Genomic DNA, 25,493 nt, shown 5'->3' with positions numbered 1-25,493 from the left:
GATCATGCCACGCGCGCCGTGGCGATGACGGCCCCGGCCCGCCGGTGTGTCGACTACGAGGCGGATGCCGCCGCGTCGCCGGATGCCGTCGCTGCCGCGTCCACGGTGCGGGCCGCCCGCCGGGCGAGCCACCACGTGCCGAGGCCGGAGGCGAGGAAGATCGCGGCGAGCACGACCCAGCCCGAGAAACCGTGCGAGATCGCCGTCGCGTTGACGACGAGCGGTGCCGCGAGCGCGCCGACCGTGTAGCCCATGCCGAACACGCCCTGGTAGCTCCCGGCCTGCACGGGGTCGGCGAGCTCGAAGCTGAGGCCCCAGCCGCCGGCCTGCGAGAGCACCTCGGCGAAGGCGTGCACCGTCGCGGCGATGACGAGCACGGTGATCGCGAAGCCGATCGGCAGCCCGGCCGCCGAGGCGTACACGAGGCACGCGGCCGCCATGAGCCACGCAGCGATGCCCGACACCCGTGCGGCGACGTGCAGGTCGTGCGTGCCCCGCGAGAGCGGCACCTGGAAGATCACGACGATCACCGTGTTCAGGATCAGGAGTGCCGCGACGACCGCCTCGGGCGCCGTGGTCTCGCGCGCGATCCAGAGCGGTACGCCGAGCTCGGCGACGCCGAACTGCATGCCGAAGATCGCGCTGAGCGCGGTGAGCAGGAGGTAGCGGGGGTCGCGCCAGGGCGAGTGCCGTCGCCATGCACGCCGCTCGGCGGCGGCCGCCTCGGCGCTTGCGCCGGCGTCGAATGAGCCGGTCGCGGTCGTCACGGGGGTGACCGGCTTTCGGGCGGGCGCGTCGACCCGCGACGGCAGCCGCACGAGCTGGATGAGTCCGAGCAGGTACAGCACGCCGGCGCCGACGATGAGCGCGCGGTAGGCCTCGGCGGTGCCGATCGCGAGGGCGAGTGCGCCGAGCCCCGAGCCGGCGGCGATGGCGACGTTCGTGACGGTGCGGAGCACCGCACGTGCCTGAACCCGACTCTCGCCGACGAAGGCGCGGGCGATGATCGCCGAGCGAGTGGAGTTCGCGCCCTGCTCGAAGAGCCCGCAGACGACGGCGATCACGAGCGCCGTGACGAAGTCGCCCGCGAAGACGTAGGTGATGAGCGCGACGCCCTCGATCGCGGTGAAGGCGATGAGCAGGCGCTTGGAACTGGCCCGGTCGGCGAGCCATCCGCCGCCGAAGGCCGCGATCACGCCGGCCGCGCTCGCGGCCGACAGAACGATGGCGACCTCGTGCGGCGCGAGGCCCACGATGAAGGTGAAGTAGAGCACGGTCACCGTGAGGAAGATGCCGCGGCCCACGCGCGAGATCAGGGTCGCCCCGACGAGGATGCGCAGCACCGGGTCCGAGACGGATGCCGCGAGGCGAGCGACGAACGACGGCTTGCCGGGGTTCTCGGGGCCGGCGGGGTCGATCGTCGGAACGGTTCCGGTGTCGGGTGTCGGGGGAGAGGTAGGGCTCACTCGTACAGTTCTCGCAGATGCGTCGGAAGCGTGAAATTGATGTAGCGTTGCGCTACATGTTGCGATACGTGCTCAACGAGGGGGACGTCGCGGCTGTGCGCTTCGGCATCTCGCCCCTCTGCGAACTCGGCCTCTCCCTGCGCGCGATCGACGACCCGTCGCGATTCCCGTTGCAGTTGCCGTGGCTGCGTCGCACCGAGGCGGCTCGAGCCGACCTCGACACCGAGGCGCTCGCCGGCCTCATCGACGATCGCCTGTGGACCCCCGACTTCCTGAACCCTCGTCCCGAGTCGCCGCTCACGAAGCTCGACGACGAGTTCGAGCAGTTGCTCGCGACCCCGCCCGACACGTTCATCGGCGACCTCGTCGCCGTGCACGGGCACGTGCCGGCCGTGTTCGAGGGGTCGCCGAAGGTCGCCGTCCGCCGCGTCGTGCGAGCGCTCCAGGAGCTCTGGGAGGCCTCGTTCGTCCCGTACTGGCCGCGCATGCGGGCGGTCCTCGAGGCCGACGTCGTGCATCGCGGACGCCAGATCGCGCAGAACGGGCTGTCGACGATGCTGAACGGCATCTCGTCCACGGTCGACTACGAGGGCGGCATCGTCTCGGTGCGGCTGCGGGACCCGGCCGACCGGGTGCAGGCGATCGACGGGCTCGGACTCACGCTCGTGCCGACGATGTTCACGCGACGCGGCTCGGCACCGGTCGGCGACGGGCCGCCGATGATCATGTACCCGGCGCGCGGCCAGGGGGCGCTCTGGGAGAACGAGCCGGTGGCAAACCCCGCCGCGGTCGCCGCGATCCTCGGCGAGACCAGGGCGAGCCTCCTCTCCGCGCTCGGCGACCCCGCCTCGTCGACGGAGCTCGGCGTGCGCTTCGGCGTCACGCCGTCGGCCGTCAACCAGCACCTGCGCGCGCTCCGCGACGCCGGGCTGCTCGTCTCGACGCGGTACGGCCACAGCGTGCTCTACCTCAGGAGCGAGCTCGGGAGCTCGCTGCTCGCCGCAGGGCGGTGAGCGCACCGCGGATCGAGGGGAGCGGCCTCAGGCGGGGTCGGGGATGACCCGAAGCACGACCTTGCCCCGCACGTGTCCGGCCTCGAGCAGCCGGTGCGCCTCTGCGCCCTCCTCGAGCGGGAACTCGCGGTCGACGTGCACGCGCACGGCGCCGTCGTCGATCAGTCGCGTGATCACCGAGAGCGTGCGGGCGTCGGGTGCCACGGTGTAGCCGGTCGAGCGGATGCCGCGTGCCGCCGCCTCCTCGGCCATGGTCGGCCAGGATCCGGTGGGCACCGTCACGATCAGCCCGCCCTCGCGCAGCGCGTCGAGCGACCGGGTGCCCGTGTCATCCGCGACGTTGCCGATGAGGTCGATGACCACGTCCTGATCGGTCGCGACCTCCTCGAACCGTTCGGCGGTGTAGTCGATGACGCGCCTGGCACCGAGTTCGCGCAGGAAGTCGGCGTTGCGTGCGGAGCCCGTGGCCGTGACGACCGCGCCGAAGTAGGCGGCGAACTGCACCGCGAAATGGCCGACGCCGCCGGCCCCGGCGTGGATGAGCACGCGCTGGCCGTCGTGCACGCGTGCCGTGTCGACGACGGCGCCCCATGCGGTGAGCGCGGCGAGCGGCACGGCCGCCGCCTCGGCGAACGAGAGAGTGGAGGGCATGCGGGTCAGGCTCATCGAGCTCACCGAGATGAGCTCGGCGTAGCTGCCCCCGAGCCTCGGCACCCGGCCCATGCCGTAGACGCGGTCGCCCGGCTGGAGCGGGTGCGCCGAGTAGGGCACCGACTCGACGACGCCGGCGAAGTCGCCGCCGAGCACGGCGGGGAACGACGGGATGGCCTTCGCGACGCCACGGCCCGACCTGGTCTTCGCGTCGATCGGGTTCACACCCGCTGCGACGACCCGTACGACCACCTCGTCGCTGATACGGATCGGATCGGGAACCTCCGCGATGTGCAGCTCGTCGGCCTCGCCCGTCCGATCGATCACCAATGCCCGCATCGACAACACCCTCCCGTGATTGCACTTCGCACCGTACCCGTCCTCGCTATGATCGCACCGACTGCCGGGTCGCCGGTGGCGCAGCGAGCAGGGAGCACGAATGCGAACGGTCTGGGCCATCATCAGGGTCGCGGCGGCCGCCGGCATCATCACCGCGATCGTCGGCCAGTTCGCGAAGAGCCTGTCGATGGTGCCCGACCCGGTGTTCTTCGTCGTCAACTTCCTGAGCTTCTTCACGATCCTCTCGAACGCGCTCTCGGCGATCGTGCTGCTCGTCGGTGCCTGGTTCGCATTCCGCGCGCCGGTCGATCCCGCCGGGTACAACATCGTGCGCGCCTCGGTCGTCACGTACATGGCGACGACCTTCGTCGTCTACAACCTGCTCCTGCGCGACATCTCGCTCGACCAGGCGACGACACTGCCGTGGTCGAACGAGATCCTGCACGTCTGGGCGCCGCTCTACGTGGTGCTCGACTGGGTGCTCGCGCCCGGCCGCCGCACGATCGCGTGGAAGCGCATCTGGACGATCGCGATCTTCCCGATCGCGTGGGTGGTCTACACGATGATCCGCGGCGCCGTCACCGGCTGGTACCCGTACCCCTTCCTCAACCCCGACGTCTCGCCTGGCGTGGGCTACGACGGCGTCACCGTCTACGTCATCGCCATCGCGGCCTTCATCCTGCTCGTCGGCGCGGGAATCGTCGGCATCAGCCGGACCGCGTGGCCCTACCGTGCTGCGGCCGAGGAGTCGACTGCAGAGCCGGCGGAGGCGTCGGCCGCTCGCTGACCCGCGGTTCGCCGGCCCGCCGTCCGGCCGGGTCGCAGCGCCGCCGCGTCAGGCGCGGGTGTGCTGCAGCCAGCGCGCGATGCCCTCGCGCAGCAGCGCGGTCTGCACGGGCAGCCCGTCGTCGCGTGCGGGCAGCTCGACGAGCGGCGCCCCGAGACCGGCGGCCCAGCGTTCGGCGAGCGCGTAGGGATGCACGGGGTCGCGCGGCGCCCCGATGACGAGCGAGCGGATGCCGCGTGGCTCGAGCTCCCCGAGCTCGGCGTCGTCGCGGAACGCGCGGTTGCGCGGGATCTCGACGAGCCGCATCGCCCGTCGAGCTGCATCTGGAGCCGTGAACTGCGTCAGGAGGCCCCGCCCGCCCGAGGGCGACGCGGAGACGACGTGCTGGAAGATCGCCCGTTCACGGAACTCGTCGGCTCCCGCCGGGCCCGCGTCGGCGAGGATCTGGCCGATGACGGGGAAGACGCGCAGGTTGTCGGGCAGCGATCGATCGCTGAACGACGGCCGCACGAACACCGCGCGCTCGATGGGCAGGAGGCCGTCGAGCGCGATGCGGAGGGCGAGCGCAGCGCCGAGCGAGATGCCGATGATCGTCAGGGGGGCGGATGCCTCGGGCGACGGCGCGCCCGCCTCGTCGATCGCCTCCCGCACCGTCGCGGCCACCTCGGCGGCGAGCCGGTCGATGTGGAAGTCGGCGGGTTCGCCGACGGTGAGGAACCCGCCGTGGGCGCGGATGTCGGGCGCGACGATGAGCTCGTCGGTGCCGACCGCGGCGTGCACCGCGGGCGTGAGCAGGTCGAGCGGCTGGCGCCGGTCGGCGCCGAGGCCGTGCAGGAGAACGGTCGTCATCTGGGGGGACCTCCCGGCAGGGGGAATTGCTGGGGCAGTGCTCGGCGGTGCTGGTGGTGCTGGTGGTGCGTCATGCGATGGGTTCCGGCATCAGGTGCGGCGACCGCCGAGCTCGGCGATGAGCTCGTCGGCCAGCCTCACGAGGATCGCGATCTGGTCGTCGTCGCGATCGACCCAACGGTACTCGGGCTCGTCGCGAATGGGAATGAAATCGTCGTGCTGCTCCCACACCACGAGCGTTCGCTCGGCGCCGAGCACGTACTGCTGCCACCAGACCTGCCGGAGGTAGCCGCGGGGGATGCCCCGCCAGGCGCGCGAGGTGGTCTTGATCTCGCACAGCTCGAGCACGCCGCCGGGCGCGACCCTCAGCCCGTCGGGCGTCGCGAGATGGCGTCGCTCGAACTCGGCGTGGAAGAGCAGGCTCGACGGCTCGATGCCGTGCGTGCGCCTCGCCCACTCGGCGATGACGGGCTCGCGCTCCTTGCCGTGGTCGGTGTACCGGCTGCCGCCGAAGGAGCTGCCGTTGCGCTTCTCCCAGGCCGCGGAGCGCACCGAGGCGAAGGACGCGAGCTTCGCGGCATCCGTCGCGGTGATGCCTCGCGAGCGGGCCCGCAGCCATGCGACCCGGTCGCTCGAGTCGGCGACGATGCGGGAATGGCAGGGGTGGCCCGAGGTCGGATGCCGCGGGCGCTCGTCGACCGCGACCGCCGTCGCCGCGCCCTCGAGGTCGAAGAGGGCGAAGGGGGTGTCGGACACCTCTCGAGCGTACCGCTCCGCCCTGTCAGCGGGCCGAGGCGAGCGCGCGTGTGCGCGCCGCGTCGATCAGCGCGCCGCGAGCGCGTCGATTCCCTCGGGGGAGAGCACGTGGTGGATCGCGAGCATGCTCGCCCCGAGCACGCCGGCGTTCGCCGCGGCCGCCGACTGCACGATCGTGAGGTGCTCGGTCGCGAGCGGCATGGAGCGCGTGTAGACGACCTCGCGCACACCGGCGATGAGGTGTTCGCCGGCCCTCGCCATCGACCCGCCGATGGCGACGACCGAGGGGTTCACGAGGCTGACGCAGGCCGTCAGCACCTCGCCGATGTCGCGACCGGCCTGTCGAACGGCCTGGATCGTGTCGATGTCGCCGCGCTTGACGAGTTCGATGACGTCGTCGTTGGAGTTGGCCTCGATACCCTGCTCGCGGAGCGCGCGGGCGATGGCGGGGCCCGAGGCGAGGGCCTCGAGGCATCCGCGGTTGCCGCAGTGGCAGGGCACGTCGCTGCCGCGAGCGACCCTGACGTGGCCGATGTCGCCGGCGATGCCCTGCGCCCCGCGCTGTAGCAGGCCGCCCGAGATGATGCCCGAGCCGATGCCGGTCGCGACCTTCACGAACATGAGGTGCTCGACCTGCGGCCAGGCGAGCGCGCGCTCGCCGAGCGCCATGATGTTCACGTCGTTGTCGACGAGCACGGGCACCTGGAGGTGCTGCTGCACCCAGCCGGGCACGTCGAAGCGATCCCAGCCGGGCATGATGGGCGGGTTGACGGGGCGACCGGTGGAGTGCTCGACGGGGCCGGGCACGCCGATGCCGATGGCGACGAGCTCCTGCCGATCGCGACCGAGCCCCTCGATGAGCGAGATGCCCGACTCGATGAACCAGCCGAGCACGGCCTCGGGGCCCTCTGCGATGTCGAGGGGCTCGCTGTGCTCGGCGAGCACGGTGCCGGCGAGGTCGGTGATGGCGATCGTCGCGTGCGAGGCGCCGAGGTCGGCGGCGAGCACGATGCGCGCTCCGGGGTTCAGGGCGAACTGCGACGGCGGGCGTCCACCGGTCGAGGCGGCGTCGGCGACGGGGGAGACGAGGCCGAGTTCCATGAGTTCGTCGACCCGCGCGGCGATGGTGGAGCGGGCGAGGCCCGTGCTCGCGGCGAGCGACGCGCGCGTGCGGGGCGCCCCGTCACGGAGCAACTGGAAGAGCTCGCTCGCGCCCGAGGCGCCGAGTGCCGAGCCGCGGCTGATGTCGACCATGCACTGAGTAAAGCACACCACCTTGTCTTGTCGCTGTATCTCGAAGGTGTAACGACTCCGGCAACTTTTGCCGAGGGACTAGCAAAAGGTGCAGGAAGTGTGTCAGCATGTCGACCATGACAACGGACGTCATCGCCCCAGCCCGCACGATACGTGCCGGCTTCGTCGGCGGCGGATTCATGGCCACAGTTCATTCTCGGGCAGCTCGCGCCGCCAGGGCCGAGCTCACGGGCGGTGCGTCCTCCTCGGCGAACCGTGCTCGCGACGCAGCGCAACGCCTCGGATTCGCCACCGCCTTCGACTCCCTCGGCGATCTCCTCGCAGCCCCTGACATCGACGTCGTGCATGTCTGCACGCCCAACACCACGCACGCGGAGATCGCCCGCGCCGCCCTCGAGGCGGGCAAGCACGTGATCTGCGAGAAGCCGCTCGCGACCTCGGCGACGGATGCTGCAGACCTCGCCGCGCTCGCCGCGGAACTCGGTCTCGTGGCGGCCGTGCCCTTCGTCTACCGGTTCCACCCCATGGCGCGCGAGGCGCGGGCCCGAGTCGCCCGCGGCGAGACCGGGCGCCTCCTCAGCGTGCAGGGCGCCTACCTGCAGGACTGGCTCGCGGCTCCCCGCGACGACGACTGGCGCGTCGACGCCGCGCTCGGCGGCCCGTCGCGGGCGTTCGCCGACATCGGATCGCACCTCGTCGACCTGCTCGAGTTCGTCTCGGGCGAGCGCATCACGCGACTGAACGCCTCGACGCGCACGGTGTACGAGGCGCGGGCCATGCACGACGACATCGCGACCGAAGACCTCGTCGCCGTCGTCGTCGAGCTCGCGTCGGGCGCCGTCGGCACGCTCCTCGTCTCGCAGGTCGCCCCGGGGCGCAAGAACGCGCTCTCGATCGAGCTCGCCGGCACCGACGCGAGCGTGCGCTTCGAGCAGGAGCGGCCCGACACCCTCTGGCTCGGGCGCACCGACGCCTCGAGCATCATCGAACGCGACCCCGCGCGGCTCGCCCACGACGCCGCCAGGCTCTCGATCGTGCCCGCCGGGCACCCGATGGGCTATCAGGACGCGTTCAACGCCTTCGTGGCCGACGCGTATGCCGCGATCGAGGGGCAGTCGCCCGAGGGGCTTCCCCGATTCGAAGACGGGTTGCGCGCGGTGCGCGTGACCGAGGCAGTGCTCGCCTCAGCGGCGAGCGGCAACTGGGTGGAGGTGCCCGCATGAACGCACAACAATCGCAGGCCGTCGCCGGCCGCGGTGCCGTGCTCGACGGCGAGCCGGTGCTCGTCGCCACCGGCCTCGAGAAGTCGTTCTTCGGCGTGACCGTCCTGCGCGGGGTCGGGCTCACGCTCCACCCGGGCGAGGTGCACGGGCTCGTCGGCGAGAACGGCGCGGGCAAGTCGACCTTCATGAAGATCCTCGCCGGCGTCTACGAGCGCGACGGCGGCACCATCACGCTCGGCGGCACCGAGGTCGCCTTCAGCCACCCCGTCCAGGCCGCGCACGCCGGACTGGCGACCGTCTTCCAGGAGTTCAACCTCCTCCCCGAGCGCACCGTCGCCCAGAACGTCTTCCTCGGCCGCGAGCCGCGCCGCGCGGGGTTCGTCGACAAGAAGGCCATGCTCGCCGAGACGCGCACGCTGCTCGCCGACCTCGGCATCGACTCCATCGACGCGGATGCCCCGGTGCGCACGCTCACCGTCGCCGAGCAGCAGATCGTCGAGATCGTGAAGGCCCTCTCGGTCGACGCCCGGGTGATCCAGATGGACGAGCCGACGGCCGCCCTCGCCGACCACGAGGTCGAACTGCTCTACACGATCGTCCGCCGGCTCTCGGAGCGCGGTGTCGCGATCGTCTACGTCTCGCACCGGCTGAAGGAGATCTTCGACCTCTGCGACACGATCACCGTGCTGAAGGACGGCGCGCTCGTCTCGAGCGGGCCGGCCGACGAGCTCGACACCGACGAGCTCGTGCGCCGCATGGTCGGCCGACCGATCTCCGCCTACTTCCCGGCGGCGGAGGAGGGCACGGTCGTGGGGGAGCCGCGGCTCGAGCTGCGCGGCGCGGGCAACGCCTACGTCGACGACATCGACCTCGAGCTGCGCGCCGGCGAGATCGTCGGCATCGCGGGCCTCCAGGGCTCCGGGCGCACCGAGCTCGTCGAGGCGCTCTTCGGCATCGACCCGTTCACGCGAGGCGAGCTCCGGCTCGACGGCCGGCCGGTGCACATGACCTCGGCGCGACAGGCCGTGAAGGCCGGTGTCGCGCTCATCACCGAGGACCGCAAGGCCCAGGGGCTCGCCCTCAACCAGTCGATCGCCGACAACGCCCTCCTCGTCATCCGCTCCGTCTTCGCGCGGCGCACGAGCGAGTCGCGACGCGAACTGCCCGGGGTGCTCTCCTCGCTCGAGGTGGCCTCGCAGGGCGTCGACCAAGAGGTGCAGTACCTCTCCGGCGGCAACCAGCAGAAGGTCGTGCTCGCGAAGTGGCTCGCCACCAAGCCCCGCGTCGTGCTGCTCGACGAGCCGACCCGAGGCATCGACGTCGGCGCGAAGGTCGCCGTCTACACACTCATGCGCCGGCTCGCGAAGGAAGGGGTCGCCATCCTCATGATCTCCTCGGAACTGCCGGAGGTGATCGGCATGTCCGACCGCATCATCGTCATGCACGACGGCCGGGCCTCGGCCGAACTGCCCGCCCGAAGCGACGAGGCGACGATCCTCTCGGCCGCGACCGGAACGCTCAAGGTCGGCGGCGCGGGCATCGGCGACGCTTCGACAGGCTCAGCGAACAATTCGGAAGAGGAGGCAGGACGATGAGCACCGCAACCGCGCCATCCGTTCGCCGAGGCCGCCGTCGCCGTCTCGACGCGAGCCTCATCGTCGGCATCGCCCTCGTCGGCGTCATCATCATCGGCGCCATCCTCGTCGCGAGCGTCGGGCGCAACTTCTTCAGTGCCGGCAACATCCGCGACATCCTCACCGGCATGAGCGTGCTCGGCTTCGTCGCGATCGGCCAGACGCTCGTGATCCTGTGCGCGTCGCTCGACCTGTCGGTGCCGTACGTGATCAGCCTCTCGAGCCTGATCGCCGCCGACCTGATGGCCGGGAACCCGGCGAACATCCCGCTCGCCGTGGTCACCGTGGTCGTCGTCGCGGGCCTCATCGGCCTCGCGAACGGCCTCATCGTAACCAAGCTCAAGGTCAACGGATTCATCGCGACGCTCGGCACCGGGCTCATCATCAAGGGCTATCTCGACTCCAACTACAAGGGCACGAGCGGCGAGGTGCCGTGGGAGTTCCAGCTCATCGGCGCCACCGGCGTCGGGCCCGTGCCGGTGTCGACCCTCCTGATGCTCGCGGTGGCCGTGATCGGCGCCTTCTTCCTCGCCCGCACCCGGGTCGGCAACCACATGTTCGCCGTCGGCGGCAACGAGCAGGTCGCCCGCCTCTCGGGCATCCGCACCGCTCGCCCCGTCATCGTCGCCCACATGCTGTGCTCGATCACCGCCGCGTTCGCCGGCCTCCTGCTCGCGAGCCGGCTCGGCGTCGGAAGCCCCACCGTGGGAATCCAGGGCGGCTACGACCTGCTCTCGATCGCCGCGGTCGTGCTCGGCGGCACCCTGCTCATGGGCGGCCGCGGATCCATCTGGGGCACCATCGGCGGCGTCGCGATCTTCGCGGTGGTCGACAACGTGATGAGCGTCATGCAGGTGAACCCCTTCCTGAAGGACGTCGTGCGCGGTGTCGTCATCGTCGCCGCCGTCGCCGTCTACACGAGCCGCTCGCTCGACCGCAGGCGCCCGCGCTTCGGCAGCGGGGCCGCCGCGCCCGACAGACCCGCGGACCGGAGCGCACCGCCGTCCGCCGTCGCGCACGAGAAGGAGGCATCGGCATGAGCGCCGTGACCACCCCGCAGCCCACCGTCGGCCAGCGTCTCGCCGGTTTCGGACGCACGCTCATCAGCCCCCGCGGCGCCGTCTTCCTGCTGCTCATCGTGCTGCTCATCGCGATCACGTTGCTGAACCCGTCGTTCGCCGAGCCGTCGCAGTTCATCCGGTTCGTGCAGCGCGTCGCTCCCGTCGCGATCGTCGCGATCGGCCAGTACTTCGTCATCGTCGGCGGCGAGTTCGACCTCTCCATGGGCTCCGTCGTCACGGCGCAGGTCGTGATCGCCGGCAACCTCATCGGCCAGGACGAGTCGAAGTCCCTGCCCGTGCTGCTGCTCATGCTCGTGTTCGGCGCGGTCATCGGCCTCATCAACGGCCTCATCGTCACCATGCTCAAGGTGCCGAGCTTCATCGTCACTCTCGGCATGATGCTCGCACTGCTCGGAGCCATCCTCTACTGGACCGGCGGTGCGGCGACGGGCAACCCCGCCGACGGCTTCCGCGAGATCGGGCGCGGCGGCATCCGGGACCTGCCCGTCATCGACATCCTGCCCTGGTCGGTCGTCGTGCTCGTGGTCGTCCTCGCCCTCGCGATCTGGTTCGGGCGCCGCCCGTTCGGGCGCACGATCATCGCCCTCGGCGACAACCCGACGACGGCCCGCTACTCGGGCACTCGCAACTGGTGGGTGAAGACCTCGACATTCATCATCTCCTCGCTCTCGGCGACCGTGGCGGGCGTGCTGCTCGTCGGCTACGCCGGCGTGCACCCGAGCGTCGGCCGCGGCTACGAGTTCACCGCGATCACCGCGGTCGTGCTCGGCGGCGTCGTGCTCGGCGGCGGTCGCGGCTGGGTGGTCGCGGCGGCGGCCGGTGCGTTCGCCCTCGAGGCGCTCTTCACGCTGTTGAACTTCGCCGGGGTGCCGTCGACCTATCGCGACGCGGTGCAGGGCGCCATCATCATCCTCGCCGTCGCGTACTCGGCCACCACGCTCCGCGCCCGCCGCAAGGGCCGCGCCCTCGAGGCGCCGACCCCCCAGATTTCGCCGGATCCGTCATCGGATCCTGCGACCCAGACTTCGCCGGCACCGGCGGAGGAGCAGGATGCCGCGGCATCCGCTCGCCCTGCACCCATTCCCTCGACGCAGAGGGCTGACAACGAAACCAAGGGAGGTTCGTGATGCGACGCAGGTATACAGTGGCATCCGCCATGGTCGGCGCTCTCGCGCTGATCGCACTGGCAGGCTGTACCACCGACCCCAACGTGGCCGCGCCGTCGGAAGACGCCGGAGCCACGGAGGAAGCGGTCGAGTGGTTCGACCAGGAGCTCTACGACAAGCAGTACGCAGAACGGTCCGTCGTGCCTGAAGGGCCCGAGGGGCAGCCGTGGCTGCAGTACATCAACGCGGAGATGACCGACACGTCGGCCTACGCGTCCACGGGAGCGAAGAAGGCGTGCTTCGCGAACGCCTCGATCTCCAACCCGTGGCGCACGACCGGCTGGATCACGATGAACCAGCAGCTGAAGGTGCTGCAGGACGCCGGCGTCATCTCCGAGATGGAGACCCGCGACGCGCAGGACTCCGATGACACGCAGATCGCCGACATCGACTACTTCATCGAGGAGGGCGGCTGCGACATCTTCCTCATCTCGCCGAACTCCACGGCGGCCATGACCCCGGCCGTCGAGCGTGCGTGCGACACCGGCAAGCCCGTCGTGGTCTTCGACCGCGGCGTGCAGACCGACTGCCCGGTCACGTTCGTCCACCCCATCGGTGGATTCGCGTGGGGCATCGACACCGCCGAGTTCCTCATCGAGGAGCTCGAGCCGGGTTCGAAGGTCGTGGCACTCCGCGTGCTGCCCGGCGTCGACGTGCTCGAGCAGCGCTGGGCCGCGGCCGAGAAGCTCTTCGGCGAGAACGACATCGAGGCCGTCGACTACTTCACTGGAGCCGACCCCGCCGAGATCAAGAAGATCATCTCCGACGAGCTCGCCAAGGGCGATGTCGACGGCATCTGGATGGACGCCGGTGACGGCGCCGTCGCCGCCATCGAGGCGTTCGAGGACGCCGGTGTCGACTACCCCGTCATGACGGGTGAGGACGAGATGAGCTTCCTGCGCAAGTGGAAGGAGACGGGTCTCACGGGTCTTGCACCGGTGTACTCGAACTTCCAGTGGCGTACCCCGCTGCTCGCCGCGCAGAAGATCTTCGCCGGCGAGGAGATCCCCAAGGAGTGGGTGCTCCCGCAGTCCCCGATCACCGCTGAAGAGGTCGACCAGTACCTCGAGGCGAACGAGGGCATGCCCGACGGCCACTACGCGAAGTTCGGCGGCGAAGACCTGCCGGGCTACCCGCAGGTCTGGCAGGACCGCATCATCCCGTAAGGGGTGATCGTGTGACGGCCTAACCTGGTCGGGCGGTGGCGGGAGACCGCCGCCGCCCGACCGCAGTCTTTCCATCCCCCGCTCGCAAGGAGGCAGCATGCGCCGCATCATCGGCGTCAACACGTGGGTCTGGACCTCGCCGCTCGACGACGACTCGCTCGCCGAGATCGCCGCGAAGGCAGCGGGCATGGGCTTCGGATCCATCGAACTGCCGGTCGAGACACCGGGCGACTGGTCGCCGGATGCCGCGGCCGACGTGCTCCGCGAACACCGACTCGCCCCCGTGGTGGTCGGCGCGATGGGACCGGGGCGCAACCTCATCGCGGCACCCGGCTCCGAGATCGTCGCCACCCAGAACTACCTCGTGCACTGCGTCGGCGTCGCCGAGCAACTCGGCGCGCGCGTCGTCGCCGGCCCGTTCACCGCATCGACCGGACGCACCTGGCGCATGGACGCCGAGGAACGCGCGGCCCGCTACGTCGAGCTGCAGGCCAGCCTCGGGCCGGTCGTGCGGGCAGCGGAGCGCAGCGGCATCCGCCTCGCGATCGAGCCGCTCAACCGATACGAGACGAGCCTCGTCAACACCGTCGAGCAGGCCCTCGAGGCGCTCGGTCCGCTGCTCGGCCCCGGCCTCGGGCTCGCGCTCGACAGCTATCACCTGAACATCGAGGAGAAGCGCGTCGGCGACGCCATCCGCCTCGCCGGGGAGCACCTCGCCTACGTGCAGGTCTGCGGCAACGACCGCGGCGCGGTGGGCGACGACCACATCGACTGGCCGGCCTTCCTCGACGCCCTCGACGACGTCGGCTACTCGGGCCCGCTCGGCCTAGAGTCCTTCACAGGCGACAACGACACGATCGCGGTCGCCGCCTCGGTCTGGCGACCGCTCGCGGCCTCGCAGGACGAACTCGCGGCACGGAGCATCCGCTACCTGACCGCCCTCCAAGACGAACGGGAGCGAGCATGACCGACGGCCGGCACTCGAACGAGACGGATGCCGCGGCATCCGGCACCCGCCCCGTCACCCTCTTCACGGGCCAGTGGGCCGACCTGCCGTTCGCGGAGGTCGCACGCCTCGCCGCCGAGTGGGGGTACGACGGGCTCGAGATCGCCTGCTCGGGCGATCACCTCGACCTGAAGCGCGCCGAAGAGGAGCCCGGCTACCTCGACGAGCGCCGCGAGATCCTCGACCGCCACGGCCTGCAGGTCTTCGCGATCTCGAACCACCTCACCGGGCAGGCCGTGTGCGACGCCCCCATCGACTTCCGCCACGAGGCGATCCTGCGGCCGTACACCTGGGGCGACGGCGACGCCGAAGGGGTGCGGCAGCGTGCCGCCGACGACATGAAGCGCTCGGCGCGGGTCGCCAGGGCGCTCGGCGTCGACACCGTCGTGGGGTTCACCGGCTCTTCGATCTGGCCCTACGTCGCGATGTTCCCGCCCGTGCCCGCGTCGGTGATCGACGCCGGCTTCGAGGACTTCGCGGCCCGATGGAACCCGATCCTCGACGTCTTCGACGCCGAGGGCGTGCGGTTCGCGCACGAGGTGCACCCGTCGGAGATCGCGTACGACTACTGGAGCTCGGTGCGCACGCTCGAGGCGATCGGGCACCGCGAGGCGTTCGGGTTCAACTGGGACCCGTCGCACATGATGTGGCAGAACATCGACCCCGTCGGCTTCATCTGGGACTTCAAGGACCGCATCTACCACGTCGACTGCAAGGACACGCGGATGCGCCCCCAGAACGGCCGCGCGGGCGTGCTCGGCTCGCACCTGCCGTGGGGAGACCCGCGGCGCGGCTGGGACTTCGTCTCGACGGGGCACGGCGACGTGCCGTGGGAGGACTCGTTCCGCGCGCTCGACGCGATCGGCTACGCCGGACCGATCTCGGTCGAGTGGGAGGACGCGGGCATGGATCGCCTGCACGGGGCCGCGGAGGCCGTCGGATTCATCCGCTCGCTGCTCTGGCCGAAGCCGACCGCCTCGTTCGACGCGGCGTTCTCCAATCAGTAGCCGAACCCGTACGATCGGCCCTGTGCGAACCGCTCCGAACCCGACCCGTGCCCCGCGCCCCGACCGCGACCTCTCGCGGCCGCTGCCGTCGGCGCTGAGCTGGACGGTGCTGGTGGTCTTCGCCGCTGCGCTCGCCGTCGCCGTCGTGGCCGCCGGCCTGCCCTGGTGGATCCCGGCGTGGTACGGCGCGGTGAGCCTCGTCGCCTTCGTGGCGTACGGCCTCGACAAGCGGGCGGCGAAGCGCGGTGCGCCGCGCACCTCGGAGTCGGCGCTGCTCATGACGGGGTTCGTCGGCGGTTGGCCGGGCGCTCTCGTCGCCCAGCAGCTCTTCCGGCACAAGACGCGCAAGCGCAGCTTCCGCCGCGCGTTCTGGCTCACCGTCGTGGTCAACGTGCTCGTGCTCGCCGCGTTCATCGGCCTGCTGCAGGCGGGCCTGCGCCTGCCCGACCTCGACTACTCGGGGATGCTCCAGTAGTACGCGACGCCGCCGGGGTGCAGCTCGGTGATCGCCCAGTCGACCGAGCGGTCCCACGTCGGGTCGGTGTGGCCCGCGTAGAGGATCGTGATCGACCCGTCGGGCTCCGTCTCGACCGAGGTCACGATGCCGGTGTGGTCGCGGTCGCCCGAGTCGTCCCAGTCGAACTGCACGACGTCGCCGACCTTCACCGATGCGCGTTCGTCGTCGGTGAGGGCGGTCGCCCGCTCGGGGTGCTCCTCGAGGTAGTCGCGCATGGCCGTCGAGCTGATCCACGCGTCGGCGTGGCCGTAGGCGTCGCCCGACTCGTCGTACCACCACTCGTCGTCTTCGGCCCAGCCCCTGGCGAGCAGGGACTGGCTCGTGAAGTTCACGCAGTCATTGTCGTCGAGGTAGCCGAAGGTGTCGCTCTCGGTGTCGTCCCAGTGCTCGAACGCGTAGGCGAGCTGGGCGGCGACGCCGTCGGAGTAGGCCGAGAAGTCGGCGACCCCGCTTTCGACGTCGGATGCCTCGCGGCCCGCGCCGCTCGCACCGGAGACGGTGTCGGAGGCCCCGTTCGACGCGGTGCCGTCGCCCTGGACGGCCGACCATGCCACGGCGGCACCGCCGGCGACGAGGACGACGCCGGCGACGGCGGCGAGGGCGAGCACGCCGCGGCGGCGGGAGACGGGGGACTGTTCAGAGGGGGACATCGATTCCAGCGTATGAAGCCCACCTGAGCGAACCCGCACAGCGGAGGGTCAGCCGGCGACGCTCCAGTAGTACACCTTCGTCTCGGGATGCTTCGGATGGTCGTCGACCGAGCGGTCCCACGTGGCATCCGTGTGGCCGCCGTAGTACACGTCGATCTCCCCGTCGTCGCCTTCGCGGACCGCGGTGACGACGGCGGTGTGGTCGCGATCGCCGGAGTCGTCCCAGTCGAACTGCACGATGTCCCCGGGCTTCACCTCCGCGCGCTGCGCGTCCGAGAGCGCCGTGGCCCGTTCGGGGTGGGCGGCGAGGTAGTCGCTGAAGATCGTCGACGAACGCCAGGCCGCGGAGTGCGCGTAGGCGTCGCCGTCTTCGGAGTACCACCACTCCTCGTCGACCTCCCAGCCGCGCTCGATGAGGGATTGGGAGGTGAAGTTCACGCAGTCGTCGACGCCGAGGACCCCGTATTGCTCGCTCGAGTCGGCATCCCATCGGTCGCGCACGTACTCGAGCTGGCGCAGCACCGGCGCCGGCAGTTCGGGATCGAGTTCGAGGGCCGCCGCATTCGGGTGGCTGCCGTCGCCGCCCTGCGATCCCGGGCCCTTGGGTGCTGCCGCGGCGATGGCGGCCGCGATGAGCCAGACGATCAGCCAGACGACGAGCGCGACGACGACGAATGCCGCACCGCCCACGACGAGACGCCGCCGCAGGTAGGTCGCGGGGGCGGGGCGTTGGGGCGTCGTGCTCATCACCTCCACCGTAAGCGCTGTGCCGCTGCCACGCGCACTCACGCGCGCGGCACAGCGGCACGGCGGCATCCGCTGTTCTGCCGTGCCGTGCGGTCAGCGCTCGGTGACGGCGCCGTTCCTGATGAGGAGACGGCGCTCGGCGCGCTTGGCGACCGCGGAATCGTGCGTCACGACGATGAGCGTGAGCCCGCGGTCGCGCCAGAGCCCCTCGAGCAGGTCCATGATGTCGTCACGCGTCTGCTCGTCGAGGTTGCCGGTCGGTTCGTCGGCGAGCAGCACCTCGGGTTCCTTCACGAGGGCGCGGGCGATCGCCACGCGCTGCTGCTGACCGCCCGACAGCTCGCTCGGCACGTGGCTTCCACGATCGCCGAGTCCCACCGATTCGAGCGCACCGGCCGCCCGGCGTCGCCGCTCCTCGGCGGGCACGCCGAGCGGTTCGAGGGCCGTCTCGACGTTCTCGAGCGCGGTGAGCGTCGGAATGAGGTTGAAGCCCTGGAAGACGAACCCGATCTCCTTCGCCCGGATGCCGGCGAGCTTCCGGTCCGGAAGGTGCGAGAGCTCGGCGTCGCCGAGCGCGATACGGCCGGTGCTCGGCCGGTCGAGTGCGCCGAGCATCTGCAGGAGCGTCGACTTGCCGTCGCCGGTCGGCCCCTGGATCGCGACGAGCTGCCCCTTGGGGATCGTCAGGGAGACGTCCTGCAGGGCGGTGACGCGGCGCTTGGACTGCGAGTAGGTCTTCGACACGTGTTCGAGCGTGTACATGCTGGTTCCTTTCGTGGGGTGGGTGTCAGGCGACGCTGCGGAGCGCTTCGGCCGGGCGGAGTCTCGCGGCACGCCATCCGCCGAACGCCCCGGCGACGAGACCGCCGGCGATCGCGAGGCCGATGGCGATCACGATGACGCCGACGGTCACGGGCGCCTGCAGCACGACCTCGGCGGATGACGCGGCCGATTGCACGGCGTCGCCGAAGCCGCCGCCGGGACCGCCGGCCTGCATGACCATCTCGCGGCCACCGGCGCCGCCGGCGACCACCTCGGAGCCGGCGCTGCCGCCGATCGTCGGGGCGATCAGGTTCACGGCCCAGATCCCGGCGAGGCCGAGCACGAGGCCTCCGGCTCCGCCGATGAGGCCCTGCACGAGCGACTCACCGGTGACCTGGCCGACGATGCGGCCGTTCGACCAGCCGATGGCCTTCAGCGTTCCGAACTCGCGGGTGCGGCGGGTCACGCCCTGGATCGTGAAGAGGATCGCGATGAGGAACGCGGCGACGAGCACCGCGAGCGAGACCCAGAGCCCGAGGTTCGAGATGAGGCTCGACGCGCTCGCGAGCGAGCCCGAGACGGAGGCGGCGAGGTCGGACTGCGTCGACACCGTGGCATCCGGCAGCGCCTCCTCGATCTCGGCCTGCAGGGCCTCGATGCCGTCGGCGGACTCGGCCTGCACCGAGATGCTGGAGACCATACCCTCCTCGCCCGAGATCGACTGGGCGAGGTCGAGCGGGATGTAGACGTTCGCGGCGGTCGCGGCATCGGCCGAGGTCGACGAGACGGTGCCGACGATCTCGAACTCCGTACCTCCGACGTCGATCGTGTCGCCCACGGCGAGCTCGGCGCTCGTGGCATAGCCCGCGTCGAGCACGGCGATGGTCTCACCGTTGTCGGATGCCTCGAGCCCTCGACCGTCGGCCAGCTCGACCGCCGAGAGGGGGCCGACCGCTGCCGACGCCGGGTCGAGGCCGAGCACGGTGAAGCTGTCGACGTCGAAGGCGCTGCCGCCCGCTCCGTCGAAGCCGCCCTGCGGCGGTGCTGCGGGTTGCTCGCCGTCGGCGGGCGGCTGGTCGGTTCCCTGCGTCGACTGCTGGAAGTCCGGCAGCTCGCCGTTGAACGTCGTGTTCATGAGCGAGAGGGTGGCGGATGCCGCGGCGACGCCGTCGAGTCCCTCGACCGACGCCAGCGCATCGTCGTCGAAGGTGCTCGAGCCGAACCCGGCGGAGAGTCGCGACTGGCTGATCTCGGTCGAGCCGTCGGTCGTGGTGCCCGCTTCGGCGCCGAATTCGAATCGTGGGCCGCCGGCCTCGCCCTCCGCGGGCGGTGTCGGACTCTGCGACACCGTGAGGTCGGTGCCGACGCCGTAGACGGATTCGAGTACGGAGGCCTGGGCGTCGCGCACACCGGTGGAGACCGAATTCACGATCATGACGAGCGCGATCGCGAGCGCCATGCCGATCGCGATGATCGCGGTCTGCCTGCGGCGCCCGGCGAGTTCGCGCCGGAGATAGGTGAAGAACATTGGTGGTCCTCGGGGTCGGGGGAGACGTTCGGAGCGAGCGTCGATCGAGACGGTAGGAGCGGGGGCTGTGGAAGCGCGATGGCGAGCCTGTGCGCCGCCAATGCGACCCCGGCCCGACCATCCCCGCTCGCTCGACGGCGCCACGCAGCATCCACTCGACGAAGTCATAGGGAACGCATAGTTCGACGCGGATACTGGAGGTATGAGCACGAACGCCCCGGCCAACCCGCACCGCGCCCCCGCCATCGCGAAGGGCGACGGCTCGATGGTGCGCGTGCTCGTGGTCGACGACGAGCACTCGCTCACCGAACTGCTCAAGATGGCCCTCAAGTACGAGGGATGGGACGTGCGCACCGCGAGCGACGGCCAGTCGGCGGTGCGGATCGCCCGCGAGTTCCGGCCCGACGCCATCGTGCTCGACATCATGCTGCCCGACATCGACGGCCTCGAGGTGCTCTCGCGCGTGCGGGCGGAGGGCACCGAGACCCCCGTGCTCTTCCTCACCGCGAAGGACTCGCTCGACGACCGCATCGCCGGGCTCACCGCGGGCGGCGATGATTACGTCACGAAGCCCTTCAGCCTCGAGGAGGTCGTGGCGCGCCTGCGCGGACTCATCCGCCGCTCGACGCTCACGCTCGCACAGGCGAAGGACCCGGTGCTCGTCGTCGGCGACCTGACCCTCGACGAGGACTCCTACGAGGTCAGCCGCGGCGGCACGCCGATCGAGCTGACCGCGACCGAGTTCGAGCTGCTGCGCTTCCTCATGCGCAACCCCCGCCGCGTGCTGTCGAAGGCGCAGATCCTCGATCGCGTCTGGAGCTACGACTTCGGCGGCAAGGAGTCGGTCGTCGAGCTCTACATCTCGTACCTGCGCAAGAAGATCGACGCGGGCCGTGAGCCGATGATCCACACCGTGCGCGGTGCCGGCTACATGCTGAAGGCCGCCGGATGACACGGCCCGGCGATCCCGGCTACGCAGCGTCCGCCCGGGCGAGCGCGACCGGCGCGACGTCGGCGGTCGATCCGGTCGAACCGGCGGCCGATGAGTTCCAATGGGACGATCTCGGGGACGTCGCCGGCGAGCCGTCGACGGTCGCGCGGCGTCCGCGGCGGCCCTGGACGCTCCGACGCCGACTCCTCGTCATCGTCGCCGCCCTGCTCGTCGCCGTGAGCGCCGCGATCGGCGTCGTGACGGTGCTCGTCTTCCACTCGACCTCGGTCGACCGACTCGACGCGAGCCTTCGCGCGACGGCATCACGGGCGACGGAGGTGGCTCCGCCGGGATTCCCCTCGGACCCGAGGGCGACCGTGCTCGAGTTCCTCCAGGTGCCGGGTCAGCCGGTCGGCACGGTCGGCGTGCTCGTCGCCGGCGACACCGTCGTCGGCGTCCACATCTCGGAGACCGGGGAACTGCTCGAACCGAGCGCTGCGGCGACGCAGGCCTTCGCGGCCGTGCCGCCCGACGGACGGCCGCACAGCATCACGGCGGGCGGCATGGGGGAGTACCGCGCGCTCGCCGTGCAGACGCAACCGCAGGTGCGATCAGTGCTCGCGCTGCCGCTCGCCGACGTCAACTCGCAGACGGCCCAACTCGCCCTCACGGTCGCGATCGTCGCAGCATCGGGGCTCGTACTGGCCCTGGCGCTCGGCTCCGTCGTCGTGCGGCGGGCGCTCAGTCCACTCGCGGAGGTCACGGCGACCGCCCAGCGCGTCTCCGAGCTCCCACTCGACCGCGGCGACGTCGCCCTCGGCGAACGTGTGCCGGTCGATGACGAACGCACGGAGGTGGGCCGGCTCGGCGGCGCGTTCAACCGCATGCTCGGGCACGTGGCATCCGCCCTGTCCGCTCGCGAGGAGAGCGAGCAGAAGGTGCGCCGGTTCGTCGCCGACGCGAGCCACGAACTGCGCACCCCGCTCGCCTCGATCCGAGGCTACGCCGAGCTCACCAGGCTGCACGGCGGCGAACTGCCGCCCGACGTCGTGCACGCGATCGGCCGCATCGAATCCGAGTCGGTGCGGATGACCGAACTCGTCGAAGACCTGCTGCTCCTCGCGCGGCTCGACGAGGGGCGCGAGCTGGCGGCCCTGCCGGTCGACCTCAGCCGGGTCGTCGTCGAAGCCGTCGGCGACGCGCAGGCGGCCGGCCCCGGTCACGACTGGGAGGTGCGGCTTCCGGATGCCGCGGCCGTCGTCGTCGGCGACGAGCCGCGCCTGCGGCAGGTCGTGACGAACCTGCTCGCGAACGCGCGCGTGCACACGCCCGACGGCACCTCGGTGGTGGCCTCGCTCGAACACCGCGGCGACGACGTGGTGCTGACGGTCGAGGACGACGGCCCCGGCATCGCGCCCGCGCTCGCCGACTCGCTCTTCGAGCGCTTCGCCAGGGGCGACTCGTCGCGATCGCGCATCGCCGGCAGCACCGGCCTCGGACTCGCGATCGTGAAAGCCGTGGTCGAGGCGCACCACGGTGACGTGTCGGTGTCGAGTGAGCCGGGGCGTACCGCCTTCGTCGTCGCGCTGCCGCTCGCCCCGTCGGCATAGGCTGGGAGGCGACCCAGCACCCGCACGAGCCGTGACCCCGAGACGCCCATGAGCCTGCAGCAGACGATCACCCGCATCGCCGCCGAGCTCGGGCGCCCGGCCCTCGTCGAGGACCATCGGCGCTCAGTCGTCGCCTACAGTCCGCACCCCGACGAGATCGACGAGGTCCGTCGCCGCTCGATCCTCGAGCACCGCGCCGATCCGGCGGTCCACACCTGGCTCAGTCGGCTCGGCGTCTACGCCGCGACCTCTCCGGTGCGGGTCCCGGGCAACCCCGAGTTCGGCATGCTGCCGCGCGTCTGCGTGCCGATCGGTCGGGCGGGCATCGTGTTCGGACACCTGTGGTTCATCGAGCCCGCCGAGCGAGCGAGACCGCTCGACCTCGTGCGAGCGGGTGCCTCGGCTGAACTGGTCGCCGAGGAATGGGCGCGCGTCAGGATGTCGGAGGAAGGGGAGTCGGCCCGTGAGGACGAGCTCGCCCGGGAGCTCGTGCTCGGCCGCGCCGACGTGCGGCGCCGTGCGGCAGAGGAGCTCGTCGAGTCCGGACGGTTCGAGAGCGGGCTGCTGCGCGTCTACGTGCTCATGGCCGACGCACCGCCGAGGCCCCGAGACGGCCCGGCCGACGAGGAACTCGAGCGCGGGGCGCGCAAGGCGCGTCGTGCGCTCGGCGGCCGCGGCGTGCTGGCGTTCGCCAAGAGCGACCACGCGGCCGTCGTCGTTCCGTCGTCGACCGGTCGTTTCGGCGACACCGACCGCATCGCCCGGGTGGTCGCAGAGTCGGCCGGCGAGGCGATCTCGGGCGCCCTCCGGGTCGGCGTCGGCGGAGAGGCATCCGTCGTCGCCGCCAGGGACGGCTACCGGCAGGCGCGCCGGGCACTCGGCATCGCGGACTCGTTCCGGCTCGGCGAGCGCGTGCTGCACTGGGACCGTCTCGGGGTCTACCGGGGTCTGGACTCGGCATCCGCCGCCGGGCTGCGCTCCAGCGACTTCGAGCCCGGACTCGAGCGACTCGCGGCGGAGCGCGACGGCGAGGTGCTCATCGAGACGCTCGAGTCGTATCTCGCGGCCGCCGGCCATGTGCAGTCGGCCGCGACGAGGCTGAGCGTGCACCGGACGTCCCTCTACAACCGGCTGAATCGGGCGCAGCGGATCCTCGGCATCGACCTCGACGACGGCCTCGATCGGCTGGGGGTGCACATCGCGCTCCTGATGCGTGCCGCAGAGGCGACGGCGGGCGACGGCACCCGACGCGCCGGCTGAGCACGCGGACGGCATCGACATCTGTCGATCGCCTCACGACTCCGTCGCATCATCTGACGCGTGACCGGAGCCCCCGCTCTGCCTAGCCTGTGAGCCAGTGGGGGCTCGCTCCGTCCGCATGGAGCGGCGAGCCGATGGGTCCCCGATCACGATCGAAGGAGCTCCACATGACCGCAGTCGCCCTCCACCCAGACCGACGACGGCGCAGTCGTGCCGTCGCCGTGGCACTGACGTCGGTGCTCGCCGGTGGCCTCGTCGTCGCGGCGACGCCCGCCTACGCGGCGTCGACGCCGGAGATCGAACCGACCTTCCAGGACGGCCTGTCGCAGGCGGTCTTCACGAAGGTGGCATCCGAGTGGATCAACGAGGAGGCGTGGGTCGAGAGCGAGGTCGACTCCGACCGCGACGGACGGCCCGACCTCGTGCACATCGACGTGAGTCGCGTGCCTCAGACCGCCGACGGGCTGAAGGTCCCCGTGCTCATGGAGATGAGCCCGTACTACGCGGGTGGCACCGAGGTCACGAACTGGGGGGTCGACCACGAGATCGGCGCGCCGCCGACGGAGAAGGACGCGTGGCCCGCCTACACGCCGACGAATCGCACGAGCCCCCGGATCTCGGGGTCGCTCGAGAACACGTGGGTGCCGCGCGGCTACGCCGTCGTGCACGCGGAGGGCCTCGGCAGCGGCTGGTCGGAGGGCTGCCCCACGTCGGGCGGCCTGAACGAGTCGCTGGCCGGCAAGGCCGTGGTCGACTGGCTGAACGGGCGAGCCACCGCGTACACGGGCATCGACCGCGCGACCGAGGTCACCGCCGACTGGACGACGGGCCGGGTCGGCATGATCGGCACCTCGTACAACGGCACGCTGCCGATCGGCGTCGCGAGCACCGGCGTCGAGGGCCTCGAGGCGATCGTGCCGGTCTCCGCCATCTCGAGCTGGTACAACTACTACCGCTCGAACGGGGCGGTGCGAGCGCCCGGCGGCTACCAGGGCGAAGACCTCGACGTGCTGGCCGACTACGTGTACACGCGGTTCGACCAGGAGATCTGCCAGCCGGTGATCGACGAGCTCCGGGCGAACGAGGACCGGGCGACCGGCGACTCGAGCCCGTTCTGGGACGAGCGCGACTACCTCGCCGACGCCGAGAACATCACGGCCGCCATGCTCGTCGCGCACGGGCTGAACGACTGGAACGTGATGACGAAGAACGCCTCCGACCTGTACGAGGCGCTGAAGGCGAACGGCGTGCCCCACCAGATCTACCTCCACCAGGGTGGCCACGGCGGCAACCCGAACGACACCCTCCTGAACCGCTGGTTCACGCGGTACCTCTACGACGTCGAGAACGGCGTCGAGCAGCTGCCGAAGGCCTACATCGTCCGTGAGGACCGCACCCTCACCGAGTACCCGGAGTGGCCCGACCCGGCCATGGAGCAGGTCAAGCTGAAGTTCAGCCCTGCAGCCACGGCCGACGGGGTCGGCGGACTCTCGGTCTCACGCGACGGCTCCCGTGCAACCGAGAACCTGGTCGACGACGCGAGCATCCGCGCGACCACCCTCGCCGCGGCGGAGACGTCGCCGAACCGCCTCGCGTACCGCACGGGAGTGCTCGGTACACCGCTGCGCCTCTCGGGCACGCCGTCGGTGTCGCTCGAGCTGTCGGTGGATCGCAGCAAGGCCAACCTCACGGCACTGCTCGTGGAGTACCCCGCGACCGGAGCGCCGAAGATCATCACGCGCGGCTGGGCCGACGTCGAGAACCGCAGCTCGTCGGCCGTGACCGAGCCGATCACGGCGGGCACCTCGTACGGCTTCGACTTCGACTTCGAGCCGAAGGACTACGTGTTCTCGGCCGGTTCGAGGATCGGCGTCGTCATCATGTCGTCCGACTTCGAGTACACCGTGCGCCCGGCGCCCGGAACCGAGCTCACGCTCAAGCCGTCGGCATCGACGGTGCACCTGCCGCTCGTCGGCGGGATGGGGGCGCTGCAGGCGTCGCTCCGCACCGCTCCATAGCCCGCGCACCGCGCACCTCGCACGAACGACGGCCCGCACCCGGGAGAGCCCGGGTGCGGGCCGTCGCGTCG

At 71.1% G+C, this 25,493-nt stretch carries 23 protein-coding genes; 14 read left to right on the top strand and 9 right to left on the bottom strand.

Annotated features, from left to right (window positions below):
- Positions 1–53: 53 nt before the first annotated feature.
- Positions 54–1,466, bottom strand: coding sequence for an MFS transporter (locus ESP57_RS07940; protein ID WP_243648453.1), 1,413 nt, complete (start codon positions 1,464–1,466; stop codon positions 54–56).
- 56 nt (positions 1,467–1,522) lie between these two features.
- On the opposite strand from ESP57_RS07940, the gene ESP57_RS07935 reads away from it, so the two are divergent.
- Positions 1,523–2,479: an ArsR/SmtB family transcription factor gene (locus ESP57_RS07935; protein WP_056005649.1), complete on the top strand. Its 957-nt coding sequence runs from the start codon at positions 1,523–1,525 to the stop codon at positions 2,477–2,479.
- Positions 2,480–2,506: 27 nt separating this feature from the next.
- Here the strand turns inward: ESP57_RS07935 and ESP57_RS07930 are convergent, their stop codons facing one another.
- Positions 2,507–3,469 carry an NADP-dependent oxidoreductase gene (locus ESP57_RS07930; protein WP_115958742.1) on the bottom strand — a complete coding sequence of 321 codons (963 nt, stop codon included), beginning with the start codon at positions 3,467–3,469 and terminating at the stop codon, positions 2,507–2,509.
- 100 nt (positions 3,470–3,569) lie between these two features.
- Here ESP57_RS07930 and ESP57_RS07925 point away from each other — a divergent pair, with 100 nt between their 5' ends.
- Positions 3,570–4,256, top strand: a complete 687-nt coding sequence (locus ESP57_RS07925) for a Pr6Pr family membrane protein (RefSeq protein ID WP_165877414.1) — start codon at positions 3,570–3,572, stop codon at positions 4,254–4,256.
- Between the two features lie 48 nt (positions 4,257–4,304).
- On the opposite strand, the gene ESP57_RS07920 is transcribed toward ESP57_RS07925, so the two are convergent.
- The 3 genes from ESP57_RS07920 to ESP57_RS07910 form a co-directional block, all read right to left on the bottom strand.
- Complete coding sequence (locus ESP57_RS07920) at positions 4,305–5,105, bottom strand: alpha/beta fold hydrolase (protein ID WP_129231170.1); 801 nt, start codon at positions 5,103–5,105, stop codon at positions 4,305–4,307.
- Positions 5,106–5,195: 90 nt separating this feature from the next.
- Positions 5,196–5,753, bottom strand: a complete 558-nt coding sequence (locus tag ESP57_RS07915; protein ID WP_056007639.1) for a YqaJ viral recombinase family protein — start codon at positions 5,751–5,753, stop codon at positions 5,196–5,198.
- Positions 5,754–5,927: 174 nt separating this feature from the next.
- Positions 5,928–7,115 (bottom strand): ROK family transcriptional regulator, encoded by a 1,188-nt coding sequence (locus ESP57_RS07910; protein ID WP_199470610.1) that lies wholly within the window; start codon positions 7,113–7,115, stop codon positions 5,928–5,930.
- Between the two features lie 116 nt (positions 7,116–7,231).
- Here ESP57_RS07910 and ESP57_RS07905 point away from each other — a divergent pair, with 116 nt between their 5' ends.
- From ESP57_RS07905 to ESP57_RS07870, 8 genes are all read left to right on the top strand, one after another.
- Complete coding sequence (locus ESP57_RS07905; protein WP_056007630.1) at positions 7,232–8,338, top strand: Gfo/Idh/MocA family protein; 1,107 nt, start codon at positions 7,232–7,234, stop codon at positions 8,336–8,338.
- Positions 8,335–9,933, top strand: coding sequence for a sugar ABC transporter ATP-binding protein (locus ESP57_RS07900; RefSeq protein WP_115958738.1), 1,599 nt, complete (start codon positions 8,335–8,337; stop codon positions 9,931–9,933). Before ESP57_RS07905 ends, ESP57_RS07900 begins: the two co-directional genes overlap by 4 nt.
- Positions 9,930–11,012, top strand: coding sequence for an ABC transporter permease (locus ESP57_RS07895; RefSeq protein ID WP_129231169.1), 1,083 nt, complete (start codon positions 9,930–9,932; stop codon positions 11,010–11,012). The genes ESP57_RS07900 and ESP57_RS07895 overlap by 4 nt, the downstream gene beginning before the upstream one ends.
- Positions 11,009–12,181 (top strand): ABC transporter permease, encoded by a 1,173-nt coding sequence (locus ESP57_RS07890; protein ID WP_129231168.1) that lies wholly within the window; start codon positions 11,009–11,011, stop codon positions 12,179–12,181. The genes ESP57_RS07895 and ESP57_RS07890 overlap by 4 nt, the downstream gene beginning before the upstream one ends.
- Complete coding sequence (locus ESP57_RS07885) at positions 12,181–13,386, top strand: substrate-binding domain-containing protein (protein WP_056005629.1); 1,206 nt, start codon at positions 12,181–12,183, stop codon at positions 13,384–13,386. Before ESP57_RS07890 ends, ESP57_RS07885 begins: the two co-directional genes overlap by 1 nt.
- 97 nt (positions 13,387–13,483) lie before the next feature.
- Positions 13,484–14,353: a sugar phosphate isomerase/epimerase family protein gene (locus ESP57_RS07880; protein ID WP_129231167.1), complete on the top strand. Its 870-nt coding sequence runs from the start codon at positions 13,484–13,486 to the stop codon at positions 14,351–14,353.
- Positions 14,350–15,399: a sugar phosphate isomerase/epimerase family protein gene (locus ESP57_RS07875; protein WP_129231166.1), complete on the top strand. Its 1,050-nt coding sequence runs from the start codon at positions 14,350–14,352 to the stop codon at positions 15,397–15,399. The genes ESP57_RS07880 and ESP57_RS07875 overlap by 4 nt, the downstream gene beginning before the upstream one ends.
- Before the next feature lie 22 nt (positions 15,400–15,421).
- Entirely contained in the window at positions 15,422–15,874 is a 453-nt protein-coding gene (locus ESP57_RS07870) for a DUF1294 domain-containing protein (RefSeq protein WP_207904507.1), read from the top strand.
- Here ESP57_RS07870 and ESP57_RS07865 read toward each other — a convergent pair.
- From ESP57_RS07865 to ESP57_RS07850, 4 genes are all read right to left on the bottom strand, one after another.
- Positions 15,853–16,566 carry an amidase domain-containing protein gene (locus tag ESP57_RS07865; RefSeq protein ID WP_129231164.1) on the bottom strand — a complete coding sequence of 238 codons (714 nt, stop codon included), beginning with the start codon at positions 16,564–16,566 and terminating at the stop codon, positions 15,853–15,855. The two genes, ESP57_RS07870 and ESP57_RS07865, sit on opposite strands and share 22 nt — an antisense overlap.
- 48 nt (positions 16,567–16,614) lie before the next feature.
- On the bottom strand, positions 16,615–17,313 hold the full coding sequence (locus ESP57_RS07860; RefSeq protein ID WP_165877413.1) for an amidase domain-containing protein: 699 nt from the start codon (positions 17,311–17,313) through the stop codon (positions 16,615–16,617).
- A 93-nt stretch (positions 17,314–17,406) separates the two neighbouring features.
- On the bottom strand, positions 17,407–18,075 hold the full coding sequence (locus ESP57_RS07855) for an ABC transporter ATP-binding protein (RefSeq protein ID WP_129231162.1): 669 nt from the start codon (positions 18,073–18,075) through the stop codon (positions 17,407–17,409).
- 25 nt (positions 18,076–18,100) lie between these two features.
- Entirely contained in the window at positions 18,101–19,603 is a 1,503-nt protein-coding gene (locus tag ESP57_RS07850; RefSeq protein WP_129231161.1) for an ABC transporter permease, read from the bottom strand.
- 202 nt (positions 19,604–19,805) lie between these two features.
- Between ESP57_RS07850 and ESP57_RS07845 the strand changes: the two genes are divergently transcribed.
- The 4 genes from ESP57_RS07845 to ESP57_RS07830 all read left to right on the top strand — a co-directional run bounded on the left by ESP57_RS07845 (position 19,806) and on the right by ESP57_RS07830 (position 25,422).
- Positions 19,806–20,555 carry a response regulator transcription factor gene (locus tag ESP57_RS07845; protein WP_056005608.1) on the top strand — a complete coding sequence of 250 codons (750 nt, stop codon included), beginning with the start codon at positions 19,806–19,808 and terminating at the stop codon, positions 20,553–20,555.
- Complete coding sequence (locus ESP57_RS07840) at positions 20,552–22,144, top strand: sensor histidine kinase (protein ID WP_129231160.1); 1,593 nt, start codon at positions 20,552–20,554, stop codon at positions 22,142–22,144. Before ESP57_RS07845 ends, ESP57_RS07840 begins: the two co-directional genes overlap by 4 nt.
- Positions 22,145–22,192: 48 nt before the next feature.
- Positions 22,193–23,404, top strand: a complete 1,212-nt coding sequence (locus ESP57_RS07835; protein WP_129231159.1) for a PucR family transcriptional regulator — start codon at positions 22,193–22,195, stop codon at positions 23,402–23,404.
- Positions 23,405–23,571: 167 nt separating this feature from the next.
- Entirely contained in the window at positions 23,572–25,422 is a 1,851-nt protein-coding gene (locus tag ESP57_RS07830) for a Xaa-Pro dipeptidyl-peptidase (RefSeq protein WP_129231158.1), read from the top strand.
- The last annotated feature ends 71 nt before the right edge of the window (positions 25,423–25,493 follow it).

Source organism: Agromyces fucosus (genome assembly GCF_004134865.1).
Classification (GTDB): Bacteria; Actinomycetota; Actinomycetes; order Actinomycetales; family Microbacteriaceae; genus Agromyces; species Agromyces fucosus.
This window is presented reverse-complemented; position numbering and strand designations above follow the sequence as displayed.